The sequence below is a fragment of the Cupriavidus campinensis genome (assembly GCF_905397395.1).
GTDB lineage: Bacteria > Pseudomonadota > Gammaproteobacteria > Burkholderiales > Burkholderiaceae > Cupriavidus > Cupriavidus campinensis.
Genome location: NZ_CAJPVH010000001.1, coordinates 124324 through 137663, shown reverse-complemented (window position 1 = coordinate 137663; position 13340 = coordinate 124324). Strand labels below are relative to the sequence as shown.

The following is a 13340-nucleotide window of genomic DNA, read 5'->3' as shown; positions in this document are numbered from 1 at the left end:
TCGATCTTCGTGTGACCAAGGAGCAACTGCGCGGCGCGCAGATTCTTTGTCCGCCGGTGGATGGCTTGGCAGGTCTTCAAGTGGTCGAATCATTGGCAAAATCGTTCCCGGACTTTGAGTTCCCGTTCGGCGACATCTACACGCGAAAAGGGCTTGGCTTGCGCGAACGGGAATTGGCCACAGTCGCAGCGCTATGCGCACTGGGAAATGCGTTACCCCAACTTCGTATGCATGTACATGCCGCATTGCATGTGGGTTGCAAACCTGGTGAGGTGGTTGAGGTGGTGATGCAGATGGCGGTCTACGCCGGTTTTCCCGCCGCGCTAAACGGATTGGCCGTCGTGCGCGAGGTTTTCGCAGAGGCAGGGATCCAGCTCCCGCTCGATTGAGGTTCCGGGGCCGGGGCGGGACCAGCCTGTCTTTGCCCTCGGCCGCGCGGGTACCGGAGGCAGCCACCGACCCCGAAGCGGCCATCGCGCGTACCGCGTGGCTGTTCGCGCTCTCAGGCGAACAGGAGCGGGCACGTTATGGGTGGATCGACTGCGCTACTATTATCAGGGCGACGAACGCAACCAGTTCGCCACGCTCGCGCGTAACTGCGAGGAGTTGAGCGAGGGCAGCAAAGCCGAGATGCAGCCGCGCGGGTTCTGCACGTGGATACGCGCGAAGTCCCGGCGCTGGTCCGGCAGCTTACGCCAAAAGAAAAGCGCGCCGAAGCGCGCTTGCCAACCAACCAGCCTAACCAACCAACCGAACTTCAGCGCATATAGCCGGGCGGCGGAGGCGGCGGGTAGTACGGCAGGTAGTTCGGCGGCGGCACGGCAGCCGCGCGGCGCGGTGTCATCTGCGATGCCATGGTGCCGTACACCGGCACACGATTGCCGCTCGCGTACATGCATTGCGTGTACGCCGAGTCGTAACGCTGCTGCGTGCCGTAGCCCGACTGGTACGAGTTGCCCGCACCAACCGCGGCACCCGTCAGCAGGCCGACGCCGGCACCGACCGCAGCACCAGAGCCGCCACCGAATGCGGCACCGGCTGCGGCGCCCAGCGCGGTACCGATCGCCGCGCTACCGACTGCACTGGCGTTGGCGTTGTCCTGCGCCGTGGTGCCACCCACCTGTCCGAACGCATACTGACGACAGTTGTAGTCCTCAGACCGAAACTGATCGAAATTCTTGCCGGTGCCCGGTAATGCCATCACGCTTGGGCCCGACGGCAGCACCGCGCAGGCGCCGAGCGCGAGCGTGGAGGTCAGCAATAAAGCGATGGAACGCGTATTCATGATCGTTTCCTCCCTGTCTCAGGACCCGGCCGGAGGATGCGCGGGCACCTGTTCCCAGGCGCCTGGGCAGGTCTTCACATACGGGTAGTAGCCTTCCGGCCGCGTGCAGTGGTACCAGAACTGATTCGGATTCTCATTGTTCCCGGCAACCGGCGCGCCGCCGGCACCGCCAGCTGGCCCCCCATAACCACCACCCAGGCCCGGGTCGGCTGGTGCAACGATCGGATTGCCGTCGGCGCCCTGCTCGATGTACTGCGGCGGCTGCGTTGGCACGGCAACCACGGCTGGCGGTGGATAGTAGCCGGGGTAATCCGGATAACCCCAGCCACCACCCCATCCCGGACCCCAGCCAGGGCCGACAAACACGCCCACGCCAAAGTGCCTGTGCCCGTACCCGTACCCATGCCCGTGGTACCCATGCCCGTACCCATGTCCAAATCCGCGCGCCTCCGCGGTGCCGCTTCCGAGAAGTGCCGCGGCTGCCGCCACTGCCACAACGATAAGGCCAAGCTTGCGTCCGCTCATGATAAATACCCCAACGTGTCGTGCCTGCCGGTGGAGCCACTGCCGGGCTCCTGCCGCAAAGAGCTGTCGCCGGAAAACTGGTAGCGCTGTCAAGTATTTAACGCCAATTTGCCTTAGCCGGCCGACCGCAAGCCGCTTTAGAAATGTGACGTTACCTTTATTACGGGGCGGACAACGGCCGTGATGAACGCTGTAAGCGTCGCGTGCTGACGACGAAAGGCGCCAGACAGCCGGGTGACGTGGTTGACGAGCCGGAGAGTAGCCTACATCTGGCGCTTGTTGAGCATCTGGTGAGCAAGTACATCGACAGCGACTCGAATACCCAGCTCGTTTGCACGACGCAGGGTATGCATCTGATGGTGTCGTTGCATGAATCAACACTGAAGATCGACCGCGTGGCTTTTGTGATCGAAAGTATCCGAGCGAGAGGGCGATGGGGCAGATCAGACGAGCTCGTTCATCGAATATGCAGATGCGCTTCGAGCATCTGTGCCAGCACATTGACCTTCGGCGTCAACTGCCGCGCGACCGGCCATAGCAGGCTGAGCGGTAAGCCATCTGTTGCGGTTTGATCAAGGATAGTGACGAGGCGGCCGGCCTTCAGATCATCCGTCACCAGCCACGTCGCGAGCTGCGCGATGCCAAGTCCCGCCCGTACGAATGCGAGTTGTGCCTCAGCGTCGCCTGCCACGATGCGTGGACGCATGACGCATTGCCCGACTTGCCCGTCCGCCAGGGCATACGACCAAGGTGACTGCGTGCCGTCGGGCCGTCCGTACACGATACAGGCATGATTTTGCAGTTCGTCTATCGTCTGCGGTATCCCGTTTTTCTCGAGATAGACTGGCGCCACGCAGAAGACCAGCCGTTCGCGGCCTAGAAAGCGCCGACCGAGCGACGAGGGCACATCCGGCGGCCCTCCGATGCGCACGGCAAGATCGACGCCTTCTTCGGCCAGGTCGATGAAGCGGTCCGCAAACAACAACTGCGGCCGCACGTCCGGATACTGCGCGGAAAAGCGGGACAGAACCGGCACGACGCGCAGACGGCCGAACGAGGCCGGCAATGCAACGCGCACGGTGCCGACCGGCTCGCGCCGTTGCGCGGCGAGAACGGCTTCCGCCTCTGCAAGCTCCGTCAGGATGCGCGTGCAGGTTTCCTGAAACGCGCGCCCCGCGTCGGTGAGCGCGAGACTGCGCGTCGTCCGCTCGAACAGCACGACGCCGAGCCGCCGTTCGAGCCGGGCGACACTCTTGCTCACCGCCGAACTCGTCAGGTTCAGCCTCTCTGCCGCAGCCGTGAAGCCACCCGCGTCGGCGGCGTAGACGAACGGAATGATGCCCTTCAGGCGTTCGGTCGCTAAGGTAGCCAATTGATGATCTAAATTCGGTCTAATGAAGAAATATTATCGCATATGGGAATTGAGATCTGAAGTATGCTCGAGCCACGGACCAAACTAGGCTTACCAATGAATCATCGAGCACTCATCGTCGGCGCCAGCGGCATTGTCGGGCGAGCCTTGGCGGATCGTCTGCTGTCGGCGGGCTGGACCGTTTTTGGACTGTCGCGCGGACTTAATGCCGGGGTGCCGGGGTGCCGGTCCGTGGTGGCCGATCTCGCGTCCGCCGAATCCGTCGCGGCTGCGACGGCGAGCGTCGACGTTAGCCACGTGTTTTTCACCGTCTGGGCGCGGCAGGCGAATGAGAAGGAAAACATCCGCGTCAACGGCGCGATGGTCCGCAACGTCCTCGATTCGCTGGGCCGACGCGCAAAGCTCGAACATGTGGCGCTGGTGACCGGGCTGAAGCACTATCTCGGCCCGTTCGAAACCTATGCGTCTGGTGCCGTTCCGGATACGCCGTTTCGGGAATCGCAGGGACGTCAGCCGGTCGAGAATTTCTATTACGAGCAGGAGGACCGGCTCTTCGACGCGGCGGCGCGCGACGGCTTTACATGGAGCGTGCATCGCCCGCACACGGTCATCGGCTTTGCGCCCGGCAACGCGATGAACATGGGGCAGACTCTCGCCGTCTACGCGACGCTGTGTCGGCATGCTGGGCGGCCTTTCGTGTTTCCAGGGTCCGCTGCGCAGTGGAACGGCCTCACGGACATGACCGATGCCCGCCTTCTTGCACGGCATCTTGAATGGGCGTCGACGAGCGAAGCGGCGCGAAACGAAGATTTCAATGTGGTAAACGGCGACGTGTTCCGCTGGAAGACGATGTGGGGGGAACTGGCCGGTTATTTCGGCATCGAAGCGGCGCCGTTCGACGGCATCGTGCGACCACTCGAGGGTCGGATGCAGGATGCCACTGATCAATGGCGCGAGGTTGCCGCCAAGTACGGGTTGGCGGAGCCGGACATCTACCGGCTTGCTTCGTGGTGGCACACCGACGCCGATCTCGGACGTCCAATGGAAGTCGTGACGGACATGACTAAAAGCCGCAAGGCCGGTTTCCTCGATTACCAAGGTACGCCAGATGCGTTCTTCGATCTTTTCGAGCGACTGAAGGCAGAACGTCTCATTCCCGGTTGAAGGGTGGCGAACGACTGCTGTGGAGGGCGATGAGCACATCCGAGTATCGACCCCGCTATGTAACGGGAAGACAAAAATTGCTTTCCAGCTTCGCGTGGCCAAGCAACAATTGATGCTCGAGGGTTCTTAGTGCGACGGTAGATGAGCGATGCTTTGGTTCGCCGCATAGTGTGGGTGCCGTACGCGGTGTCGTCTAAGCCAATTACGCAATCCAGCGATGCACGATCCTGGCGTACTGACGAGTTGACAGGGGCCGAAGCGTGGTTCCGATTTGGAAACGAGGGGTCGGATGAAGGCAATCCGCGGTCGGCGATCCATGCCTCAAGACTTGAACGGGTCTGCTCCGTAATCTCGACTGGACCGGCCTGTGCGTCTTCTGCTAGATAACCATCGCTCGAGCACCGACGCGGCTGCCTTGACAAACGTCTCGCACGCGTAGCCTCGTGAGATCGCGTGCTCGAAGCTTGCTGTCGATCACGAGATTGAACAGCGCGAGCTCACAATGGTTCGACGACATTTGCAGCGTTGTGCGAATCGCCCAGATCTCGCAGAGCTTCAGCGGTGGCTTTTGTCCTGTGAGCTTACCCTTGTTCCACCGGACCCGCGGCGTGGCAGGTGAACTCGACGTCTCCATGATCCTCTCCTTTCTGAGGAAGGGAGGGCCAGTTTGCTCGCGCGTGTCTCGCCACTCCTTCAATCAGCCGCTCGCTCCAATACATCCAGCGCCGCCGCGTAGTTGCTCGCGCATCAGTTCCTGGACGTCGGCTGACTGATGAACGATCGCGTCGCGAATACGCACGGACTGGTTGAACGAGGCGCATGCGTCCCCCACGAACCATGGCGATGCGGCGCAGCCGTCGGACGGGTCCCATCAGGCCCAGATGGGTTTCCTGCAGTGCGCGGTTATCGGCAATCGCCATGATGATGGTGTAGAAGCGATCAAGCGCGTCCACGTAGCCTGTCGCATCCCCTGCATCCAGTGCCACCTGCATCGCCGTCAGGACGTCATCGAGCTGAGCCGCTCACAGAGGCGTGATGCGCGCCGCGGCTTCCTGCACCGCGAGGCACTCCAGCGCTGCCCGCACTGTATAGATTTCCTCAACATCCCGGCGCGTGACGGTACGTACGTGCGCGCCGACGCGCGGCAGTATCGTCGCGAGGCCTTCGCGCTCCAGCTGGACGAACGCTTCGCGCATGGGCGTGCGGCTCACATTGAGCTGCTTGGCAATCTGTACCTCCGACAGCTGACTGCCCGGCGGCAGCACCCCCTCCACGATCGCTTCGCGCAGCGCGGGCACGACCAGCGCCTCGCTCAGTGAGTCGCTAAATGCCGCGGGTGTCCGCAGACGCTCGTGATACTTGCTCGCAATCGCTTCCAGCGTCAGCTTGCCGCGCTGAGCCCGTGTGTTGTTCGCTGCGCCCTCAGTAGGCATTGACTTCTCCCAGATCTGTGCATACTGTGTATACAGGGTATACTAAGCATACGTCATTTTGGGGAGCCCATGGCACCAGATCCGTTTTCGCCACCCGTGCTGATCGAACGCACCGGTAGCGTTTGGACCTCCGTCCTCAATCGGCAAGAGGCGGGTAACGAGGTATCGGCTGCCATGTTCGACGCAATGGGGGCGGCGCTGCGAAATGAAGTCGAACAGCCTGCCTAGACATCTATTTCAAGATCGGCCTGGTCACGGATATCGGCCTCGCCGCGAGGAACGCGATCCTGACCGTCGAATTCGCGATCGAGGGACAGGCGCGCGGACTGAGCATCTACGAAGCTGTAGCCGCCGCCGCGAGGTTGCGGCTGCGTCCGATCCTGATGACCTCGATGGCGTTCATCCTCGGTGTGCTCCCACTCGTGGTATCGACCGGTGCCGGCGCAGTGTCTCGCCATGGACTCGGCATCGGCGTCATCGGCGGCATGCTCGCGGCAACCGTACTCGGGCTGCTGTTGATCCCTGTGTTCTATGTTTCGGTCAGGCGGTTACCCGGGGACAAATTGGATGCCGGCGCTGGGCATCGGCAGGAGCCCTGACGCCAGCGGGAATGGGTCGATCATGCGGTCAGGGAGCCGAACTTCAATGGATCCTACATGCAGGATGATTTTCTGTAGCAAGCGCCTCAAATCACGGTGCTGGTCGATGTTCATCCGGGTTAAAGCTATTCTGTCGCGCCCCATGGGGCGACATCCCGGCCTACCAATGTCTCTTCTCGGGAGTCCATCCATGTCATTCCTTCAACGCTCGTTCGTAGTCGGCGCCGTATCGTCCGCCATCGTTGCATCCTTCGCCGTCGCGCTGCCGGCGCAGGCGCAATCCGCCCCAATCACCGCGCTGCGCGGCAAGATCACGGCCGTCAGCGGGGACCAGATGAAGGTCCATACCCGCGCCGGCCAGGACGTCGACGTGCAGCTGAACAAGGAGACGGTGGTGCGCGTGGTGGAAAACGCCGATCCGAAGGACATCGCGCCGGGCAGCTATATTGGCACGGCGGCCGTGCCGCAGGCCGACGGTAGCCTCAAGGCGCTGGAGGTCCATGTGTTCCCGCCGAGCATGGCGGGCACCGGCGATGGCCACCGTCCGTGGGATCTGGGCAACAACAGTTCGATGACCAACGGCACGGTCGGCAACGTGCTGGTCAGCAATGGCCGCACGATTACGGTCAAGTACAAGGGCGGCGAGAAGAATATCGTCGTGCCGACCGACGTGCCCATCGTCAAGCTGGAACCGGGTGACCGCTCGCAACTGAAGGCCGGCACGAACGTGGTGCTGTTTGCCAGCAAGCAGCCCGATGGCTCGCTGGCCGCTCGTGCGATCTCCGCGGGAAAGAACGGGGTCGTGCCGCCGATGTAAAGGTGTTGTCAACCATGCGAGTCATCATTCATCCGCGCTTTGTTCGCATCACGCACTGGCTCAACGCGATCGCCATCGTCTGCATGGCGTCCAGCGGCTGGGCCATCTACAACGCGTCGCCAATCTTCCCGTTTTCGTTTCCCGCGCGGCTGACACTTGGCGGGTGGCTGGGCGGCGCCATCGCGTGGCACCTGGCGGTGATGTGGCTGCTGGTGACCAACGGGCTGGTCTACCTGGCTTGCGCGCTGGCCAGTGGCCACTTGCGGCGCCGGCTCTTGCCGCTGCATCCGCGCGCCATCCTGCGCGACGGGGCGCTGGCATTGCGCTTTCGCCTGTCGCATGACAGCGGCGAGTACAACGCGGTGCAGCGACTGCTCTATGTGGGCGTGCTGCTGGTCGGCGTCGTGGTGGTGCTGTCCGGGCTGGCTATCTGGAAGCCGGTGCAGTTGCAATGGCTCACGGCGCTGATGGGCGGCTATGACAGGGCGCGCGTGGTCCATTTCGTCGCGATGGCAGCCATCGTGGCCTTTGTCGTCGTGCACTTGGTCCTGGTGTTCATGTTCCCCCGGACACTGGTGTCGATGGTGACCGGTCGCGACACTCACCGGAGTGCGCATCAATCATGAGTCAAGATCCAAGGGACAAGAAGCGGATGGAAGCCGAAGCCCCGGAGGGGTTGCATCACCCGCCACAACAGTTGCCTCGTCGCGCTTTGCCGGAAGGCATCGCCGAGGCCGATTTTCGTCCGCAACTGGTCCGCTTGCAACGCCGCATGTTCCTTCGCTCGTCGCTATCGCTGGGTGCGGTGGCGATGTTGTCCGGCTGCACGTTGCAGGATAGGGACAGCGTGGACAAGGTCCTGTGGGCGATGTCGCGCTGGAACGACCGCGTGCAGGGATGGCTGTTCAGCGGCACGCGGCTGGCGCCCACCTACACGCGTGCGCAAATCACCAATCCATTCCCTTTCAACGCGTTCTATCCCGAGTACGACGTGCCGGACATCGACGGCAGCGACTATCGACTGGAGGTCTCCGGACGCGTCCGAGACAAGCAGCCGTGGTCGCTGGAGATGCTGCGCAAACTGCCGCAGGCGGGGCAGATCACGCGCCATGTCTGCATCGAGGGCTGGAGCGCCATTGGGGAATGGTCAGGCGTGCCACTGAAGACGTTCCTGCAGCACGTGGGCGCGGACCTGTCGGCACGTTATGTGGGCTTCAAATGCGCAGACCGTTATTACTCCAGCCTCGACATGGCCTCGGCGCTGCATCCGCAAACCATCCTGGCGCTGGACTACGGCAGCGATCCGCTGCCGCCCAGGTACGGGTATCCGCTGAAGGTACGGGTGCCGACCAAGCTCGGCTTCAAGAGCCCCAAGCACGTGGCGGCGTTGTTTGTCACCAACGAGAATCCCGGTGGGTATTGGGAGGACCAGGGGTATAACTGGTTCAGCGGGCTGTAGGGCGTATGGTGGCAAACCATCAGGAGTGGTTCATAGACGGGGCGACAGGCCGCCATCGACTCGCAGACTCATGCCCGTCGTGTATCCCGCAAGTGGACTCGCAAGAAAGGCGATGGTGCCCGTGATCTCGTCGAGTCGGCCAACCCGGCCGACCGGCACCTGCGCCGCAAGCATTGGCAGGACTGCGTGCTCGATGATCTCACAGGGCGCATCCTTAACTGCCAGGCCACGATCTACGTCGACTTCACGGAACCGGCTGTTGAGGTCGGCACTATGTATCGTGCCGGGAGAGACGGCATTGACGGTAACCCCGTCGGCCGCTGCCGCCTTTGCTGGCGATACGGTCATGGAGTTCAAGGCTGCCTTGGAGGCCGAAAGCAGATCGTACTCATCGGAAATGAAACTCGTACTCCCCATAAGATTACGGACACCAGAAGCAGCCCCCACACCGTTCTATTTTTTTTGTTCACGAAGCGACCCAATGGTTGTGGTCAGAGTCAGCTCGTGACTACAAAACAGACGCTCGAGATTCTATCGTCAATGTCTGCTCTTGGCCGGGTGCAGCCCTGCAGCCCTAGGCCGGAAAGGACAGGCCGACGATGGGTGCGGTGGAGATAAAACCCTCATCCGCGGATTTTGAGGTGTTCGTTCAGACTTCCCGTACCGTAGTTCCGGAATCCCAGTTTCAATCTCGGCGCGCAATGACCCCGTGAGTCGTCCGGCCATATAGACAACCTGCTCGGCCCCCGAATAGCCATCACTGATTTCCTTCACCTGGTAGCCCTTGGCTGCAGCAAGTTGGATGGCACGATTGATTGCTTCGGACTTGGTTTGTACGGTCATTGCCTGTTCCATTGTCCCTTTGATTCTGTGTCTGGCCGCATGGCAACAAGCATACCTGAATGATTCCTTGTGGGCTGCGACGGAAGCCCGCTCTATTAGGCAACCGGCAAACTAAGCCGCAAGAGCGTGAGGGACCCACTCTCCGTCACGACGAGCGAGCACGCATGTCGACAGCGCGTACCTCTTCTCAGGAAAATCTCTACTAGTCATGTCCTGCATGAATGGCAGTGCGCCTTCCCATCCAGAAGCCGACACGAACAACAGATCGCGCGCGGGAACTGCAGCGAGAATTTCGCCAGGCATCTGTTCCTCGACCTGCTCCCATAATGATCCCAAGAGCAACAACGTCGCCTCAAAACTCCCCCCTGCGGTGACCATGTAGCGAGGCGCCTCGCCATGAAACTCAATCTCGGGTAATCGCATAGGCAAATTGCGAAGGGCAACTGCATGCAACTCTTCCTCTGAAATCGAGGCGTCCGTGAGTTCTCGATAGGTAACGAAACGGAAGTGAGTTGGCAAGTCGATTGCGTACATGACGATCAAGTCCGCCGCAAACGGCCTCGTGACAGGCGACTCGTCGCGAGCGAGCACTAAGACGTCATCAGAGGGGTCGGCCGGCTCCATCACTTTGAGGATGGGGACTACCAGGCTAAGGTCCAGGCAGTCTGCTGCGCTGGAGCGTGAAGTCAAGGAACTGCGCAAGGCCAATGAGATCCTGAAGCTGGCCAGCGCGTTTTTCGCTCAGGCGGAGCTCGACCGCCGATTGAAGTGATGAGAGCCTTCATCGACAAGTACCGCGACAGCTTCGGGGTCGAGCCGATCTGCAAGGTGCTGCGGATCGCCCCGTCGGGCTATTGGCGTTACGCGGCGCAGCGGTGCAATCCCGCCCTGCGCAGTGCCAGAGCCCGGCGTGACGATGTTCTGATCGCGCATGTCGAGCGCGTCTGGCAAGCCAACATGCAGGTCTATGCGCCGACAAGGTCTGGAAGCAATTGAACCGTGATGGCATTCCGGTGGCCCGTTGCACCGTCGAGCGGCTCATGCGCCGCCGAGGGCTGCGCGGTGTCGTCCGCGGCAAGGTGGTGCGCACGACCACAAGCGATACGCGAGCGCCGTGTCCGCTTGATCGCGTCAATCGACAGTTCAAGGCCGACCGACCCAATCAGCTTTGGGTTTCCGATTTCACCTACGTCTCGACCTGGCAGGGCTGGCTGTACGTGGCCTTCGTCATCGACGTGTTCACCCGGCGCATCGTTGGTTGGCGGGTCAGCAGTTCCATGAACACCGATTTCGTGCTCGATGCCCTGGAGCAGGCACTGTACGCCCGGCAGCCTGAACCGGAGAATGCCTTGATCCACCATAGCGACAGGGGTTCGCAATACGTATCGATTCGCTATAGCGAACGCCTGGGCGAAGCCGGCATCGAGCCTTCAGTGGGCAGCAGGGGCGACAGCTACGATAATGCGCTGGCCGAGACGATCAACGGCCTGTACAAGGCCGAGTTGATTCACCGCCGTGCTCCGTGGAGGACCCGGGAATCGCTTGAGCTGGCAACGCTGGAATGGGTGTCCTGGTTCAACCATCACCGGCTGCTCGGCTCCATCGGGTACGTGCCGCCGGCCGAGGCCGAAGCAACGTATTATCGGCAACTTACCGAACAGGCCGCCACGGCCTGACTTAAACCAACCAGCCTCCACGAAAGCCGGGGCGGTTCAATAACCCGCGAACCTGTCCATTAGAGCGGGGCCCGCTCACTATCCCGACGCGGAATGGTAGTTCACGGGCGAACCGGCAGACCGCGAATGGGCGGAATTTGCCTCTGTCGCCAGGGCGACCGTCACGGAGAGAGCGACGGCGGAGACGGGCCGCAGCGGACATTGAGACTCTCACCCAGATTCGTGGCCATGGACCGGCGGGGGCTAGACGCCATCTCCCTACCGAGGAGCTTGCCAAAGTTTCGTGTCGTGCTGGCAACGGCCAAATATGAGTGGTGATCTAGCTACCTTCCTGAACTGCCCCCGAAGTGCGGGGCGCCTCGAAGGAGAGCCGGACAATGCGCGCCGGGATATGTTCGATCTGTAGCCGCGCCCCGAACTCGCGTGCAAAAGCTTCGCAGCTTGCCATCCCGGACGCGTCGACGGCGTACCTCTCGTCCCGCCGATCCGATATCTTTTGACCCGCGATGGCCAGTTGTACGGCCAGCAACCCGGTACTGCGGACCGTGGCCTGAAGGGTCACCCGTAGCGAAGCCTCGGTGCGCATAGAGACTGTATTGAGGGCGCTTCGGACCAGCTCTCTGTAGAGCGTGCGATTTACCCAGACCGGCAGGCGCACCGCCCCTTCAGCCTGCCACTCGAGCACCGGGCTTGGCTTCCCCCGATCATGCCAATCCTTGACAATCGCCTGTGTTTCCGTGTCCAGGCACACCTGCGACAGGGCCGGCGCCTCTTTCTGCATGGTCAGCAGTTTCCGGGCATCGTCGAGCTGTTCACGAAACCTCGCCCACAGCGCCCCTGCGCTTTCTGCTTGCACCGCAGCCGTTGCAGCTGCATCCACGTTGAAGATTTCTGTCAATATGTCAGCGGTCCGCGAAAGCGCCCCGTAATGATCAAGCAGAAGGGTATGCCTCGCTGCGTCGAATGCCGTGGCCCGAGCGGCTTCGTCGCGCAGCGTGACAAACAACGCTTCGCGCGGCGTAACATCGATGGTTCCACATAACATGGCGACCCTCTCGCCATCGGCGTTGTGGACAGGAGCACCCCAATGGTGGGCAAGGAATACTCTGCCGTCGTCGCGGATGCCTCCCCACTCCAGACCGTATGCAGCATCGTGCTTCACCGCTTCCGTGAAACGCCGGGTTAGAAGTTCCGACTGGCGCGCATCGTTGCTGAACTGGGCAAGCACTTCCTCGAGCGAGGTTCCCGTCAGTTCCGCATGTTCTCCCGCCGCGAGACGCGCCCGATCGTTCGCATAGAGCACACGTCCTGCGCTATCACGCAGCGTCGCAGGCACCGGCAACGCATCGACCACGCTGCGCATTTCCATTCCCCCTGACGATGACATGTCGCCACCACTGACCTGTCCTGCCGCTTCACCAGTTTCATAGCGCCGCACGAGTTCGCCGAGTTCGATCAGTGTGCGCACGTTCAGCTTCTTCATCAACCGCGTCTTGTAGGTACCGATGGTTCGATCGCTTAGCAGCAACCGTTCCGCGATCTCGGTCATGCGCATGCCCTCCGCCAGGTAGCGCATCACGGTCAGTTCGCGAGGAGACAACGCGAGCAAACGCTCGGCTTCCGGGGATGGCGCCGCGCCGGCAGATTCCGACATCGGGAAGTAAGTTCGACGCAAACCGAGCGCCCGCACGCCTGCGACAAGTTCTTCGGGCGCGCCGGCTTTGCTGACAAAGCCGGCGGCGCCGGCTTCCGTGGCCAGCGCAATGGAAGCCGCACTGTCGATCGCGCTGTAAACCAGGCTATGTACCGCGCTGGCGTAATGCCGCAGGCGGCGTAGTACCTCCAGGCCATTCAGGCGGTGGAGACGGAGCTCCAGGATGAGGATCTCTGCCTGTAACTGGCGAACGTGACGGATGGCATCGAGTCCATCGGCGGTTTCCGCGAGTACCTCGTGCCCCGCTCGCTCGAGCAGCAAACGGGCGCCCTGCCGTATCAGGGGATGTGGATCAGCAATAACAATGCGGCCCATTCGACACTCCGTTAGGTGACCCGGCACGCGCGGCGTGGTGAAGGGAGTGTAGTGGTTTCCTGACAAGAAAATCGTGGTTCCCTTATTTTGGCGGCTTCCGGCGATTTCCATACTTTCAGTGTTCCCAATCACTGCATC

General features: G+C 61.8%; 12 protein-coding genes, 4 pseudogenes and 1 other annotated feature. Of the genes and pseudogenes, 7 read left to right on the top strand and 9 right to left on the bottom strand.

Features of this window, described 5'->3' with window-relative positions; all coding sequences use genetic code 11:
* Nucleotides 1-11 precede the first annotated feature (11 nt).
* Nucleotides 12-389 (top strand): carboxymuconolactone decarboxylase family protein, encoded by a 378-nt coding sequence (locus KHO18_RS00620; protein WP_244844400.1) that lies wholly within the window; start codon nucleotides 12-14, stop codon nucleotides 387-389.
* 368 nt (nucleotides 390-757) lie between these two features.
* On the opposite strand, the gene KHO18_RS00615 is transcribed toward KHO18_RS00620, so the two are convergent.
* Together KHO18_RS00615 and KHO18_RS00610 are read right to left on the bottom strand one after the other, a co-directional pair.
* Nucleotides 758-1285: a YMGG-like glycine zipper-containing protein gene (locus tag KHO18_RS00615; RefSeq protein ID WP_144198363.1), complete on the bottom strand. Its 528-nt coding sequence runs from the start codon at nucleotides 1283-1285 to the stop codon at nucleotides 758-760.
* Between the two features lie 982 nt (nucleotides 1286-2267).
* Nucleotides 2268-3182 carry a LysR family transcriptional regulator gene (locus KHO18_RS00610; protein WP_144198365.1) on the bottom strand — a complete coding sequence of 305 codons (915 nt, stop codon included), beginning with the start codon at nucleotides 3180-3182 and terminating at the stop codon, nucleotides 2268-2270.
* Nucleotides 3183-3278: 96 nt separating this feature from the next.
* Between KHO18_RS00610 and KHO18_RS00605 the strand changes: the two genes are divergently transcribed.
* On the top strand, nucleotides 3279-4346 hold the full coding sequence (locus tag KHO18_RS00605) for an SDR family oxidoreductase (RefSeq protein ID WP_211942586.1): 1068 nt from the start codon (nucleotides 3279-3281) through the stop codon (nucleotides 4344-4346).
* A 55-nt stretch (nucleotides 4347-4401) separates the two neighbouring features.
* Here KHO18_RS00605 and KHO18_RS00600 read toward each other — a convergent pair.
* The 3 genes and pseudogenes from KHO18_RS00600 to KHO18_RS28345 form a co-directional block, all read right to left on the bottom strand.
* A pseudogene (locus KHO18_RS00600) lies at nucleotides 4402-4980 on the bottom strand (tyrosine-type recombinase/integrase).
* Nucleotides 4928-5338, bottom strand: a complete 411-nt coding sequence (locus tag KHO18_RS28350; RefSeq protein ID WP_244844398.1) for an FCD domain-containing protein — start codon at nucleotides 5336-5338, stop codon at nucleotides 4928-4930. The pseudogene KHO18_RS00600 and the gene KHO18_RS28350 overlap by 53 nt, the downstream one beginning before the upstream one ends.
* Nucleotides 5339-5368: 30 nt before the next feature.
* The gene (locus tag KHO18_RS28345; protein ID WP_244844396.1) at nucleotides 5369-5779 is read right to left on the bottom strand and encodes a GntR family transcriptional regulator; all 411 of its coding nucleotides are present in this window, start codon (nucleotides 5777-5779) and stop codon (nucleotides 5369-5371) included.
* 227 nt (nucleotides 5780-6006) lie between these two features.
* On the opposite strand from KHO18_RS28345, the pseudogene KHO18_RS00590 reads away from it, so the two are divergent.
* The 4 genes and pseudogenes from KHO18_RS00590 to KHO18_RS00575 all read left to right on the top strand — a co-directional run.
* Nucleotides 6007-6378 (top strand): annotated as a pseudogene (locus KHO18_RS00590) (efflux RND transporter permease subunit); the annotation flags it as partial.
* A gap of 190 nt (nucleotides 6379-6568) precedes the next feature.
* Nucleotides 6569-7195, top strand: a complete 627-nt coding sequence (locus KHO18_RS00585; protein WP_244844395.1) for a DUF5666 domain-containing protein — start codon at nucleotides 6569-6571, stop codon at nucleotides 7193-7195.
* A 14-nt stretch (nucleotides 7196-7209) separates the two neighbouring features.
* A complete protein-coding gene (locus tag KHO18_RS00580) occupies nucleotides 7210-7821 on the top strand; it encodes a cytochrome b/b6 domain-containing protein (protein ID WP_186296858.1) in 612 nt (203 codons plus the stop codon).
* A complete protein-coding gene (locus KHO18_RS00575; RefSeq protein ID WP_244844394.1) occupies nucleotides 7818-8654 on the top strand; it encodes a molybdopterin-dependent oxidoreductase in 837 nt (278 codons plus the stop codon). The genes KHO18_RS00580 and KHO18_RS00575 overlap by 4 nt, the downstream gene beginning before the upstream one ends.
* 30 nt (nucleotides 8655-8684) lie before the next feature.
* Here the strand turns inward: KHO18_RS00575 and KHO18_RS00570 are convergent, their stop codons facing one another.
* The 3 genes from KHO18_RS00570 to KHO18_RS00560 all read right to left on the bottom strand — a co-directional run bounded on the left by KHO18_RS00570 (nucleotide 8685) and on the right by KHO18_RS00560 (nucleotide 10031).
* Nucleotides 8685-9071: an SDR family oxidoreductase gene (locus KHO18_RS00570; protein WP_211942584.1), complete on the bottom strand. Its 387-nt coding sequence runs from the start codon at nucleotides 9069-9071 to the stop codon at nucleotides 8685-8687.
* A 120-nt stretch (nucleotides 9072-9191) separates the two neighbouring features.
* Entirely contained in the window at nucleotides 9192-9497 is a 306-nt protein-coding gene (locus KHO18_RS00565) for a hypothetical protein (RefSeq protein WP_144198370.1), read from the bottom strand.
* A 111-nt stretch (nucleotides 9498-9608) separates the two neighbouring features.
* On the bottom strand, nucleotides 9609-10031 hold the full coding sequence (locus KHO18_RS00560) for a DUF1444 family protein (protein WP_211942583.1): 423 nt from the start codon (nucleotides 10029-10031) through the stop codon (nucleotides 9609-9611).
* A 97-nt stretch (nucleotides 10032-10128) separates the two neighbouring features.
* Here KHO18_RS00560 and KHO18_RS00555 point away from each other — a divergent pair.
* A pseudogene (locus KHO18_RS00555) lies at nucleotides 10129-11173 on the top strand (IS3 family transposase); the annotation flags it as partial.
* Nucleotides 10227-10343 (top strand) — a sequence feature (AL1L pseudoknot). It overlaps the preceding pseudogene by 117 nt.
* Nucleotides 11174-12242: 1069 nt before the next feature.
* Here the strand turns inward: KHO18_RS00555 and KHO18_RS28705 are convergent.
* A pseudogene (locus KHO18_RS28705) lies at nucleotides 12243-13202 on the bottom strand (response regulator); the annotation flags it as partial.
* Nucleotides 13203-13340 lie beyond the last annotated feature (138 nt).

Bases quoted from the DNA above. Each gene is read 5' to 3' on its own strand.
- KHO18_RS28350 (WP_244844398.1), bottom strand. From the start codon at position 5,338: ATGCAGGTGGCACTGGATGCAGGGGATGCGACAGGCTACGTGGACGCG.
- KHO18_RS00605 (WP_211942586.1), top strand. From the start codon at position 3,279: ATGAATCATCGAGCACTCATCGTCGGCGCCAGCGGCATTGTCGGGCGA.
- KHO18_RS00585 (WP_244844395.1), top strand. From the start codon at position 6,569: ATGTCATTCCTTCAACGCTCGTTCGTAGTCGGCGCCGTATCGTCCGCC.
- KHO18_RS00580 (WP_186296858.1), top strand. From the start codon at position 7,210: ATGCGAGTCATCATTCATCCGCGCTTTGTTCGCATCACGCACTGGCTC.
- KHO18_RS00575 (WP_244844394.1), top strand. From the start codon at position 7,818: ATGAGTCAAGATCCAAGGGACAAGAAGCGGATGGAAGCCGAAGCCCCG.
- KHO18_RS00570 (WP_211942584.1), bottom strand. From the start codon at position 9,071: ATGGGGAGTACGAGTTTCATTTCCGATGAGTACGATCTGCTTTCGGCC.
- KHO18_RS28345 (WP_244844396.1), bottom strand. From the start codon at position 5,779: ATGCCTACTGAGGGCGCAGCGAACAACACACGGGCTCAGCGCGGCAAG.
- KHO18_RS00615 (WP_144198363.1), bottom strand. From the start codon at position 1,285: ATGAATACGCGTTCCATCGCTTTATTGCTGACCTCCACGCTCGCGCTC.
- KHO18_RS00565 (WP_144198370.1), bottom strand. From the start codon at position 9,497: ATGACCGTACAAACCAAGTCCGAAGCAATCAATCGTGCCATCCAACTT.
- KHO18_RS00560 (WP_211942583.1), bottom strand. From the start codon at position 10,031: ATGTACGCAATCGACTTGCCAACTCACTTCCGTTTCGTTACCTATCGA.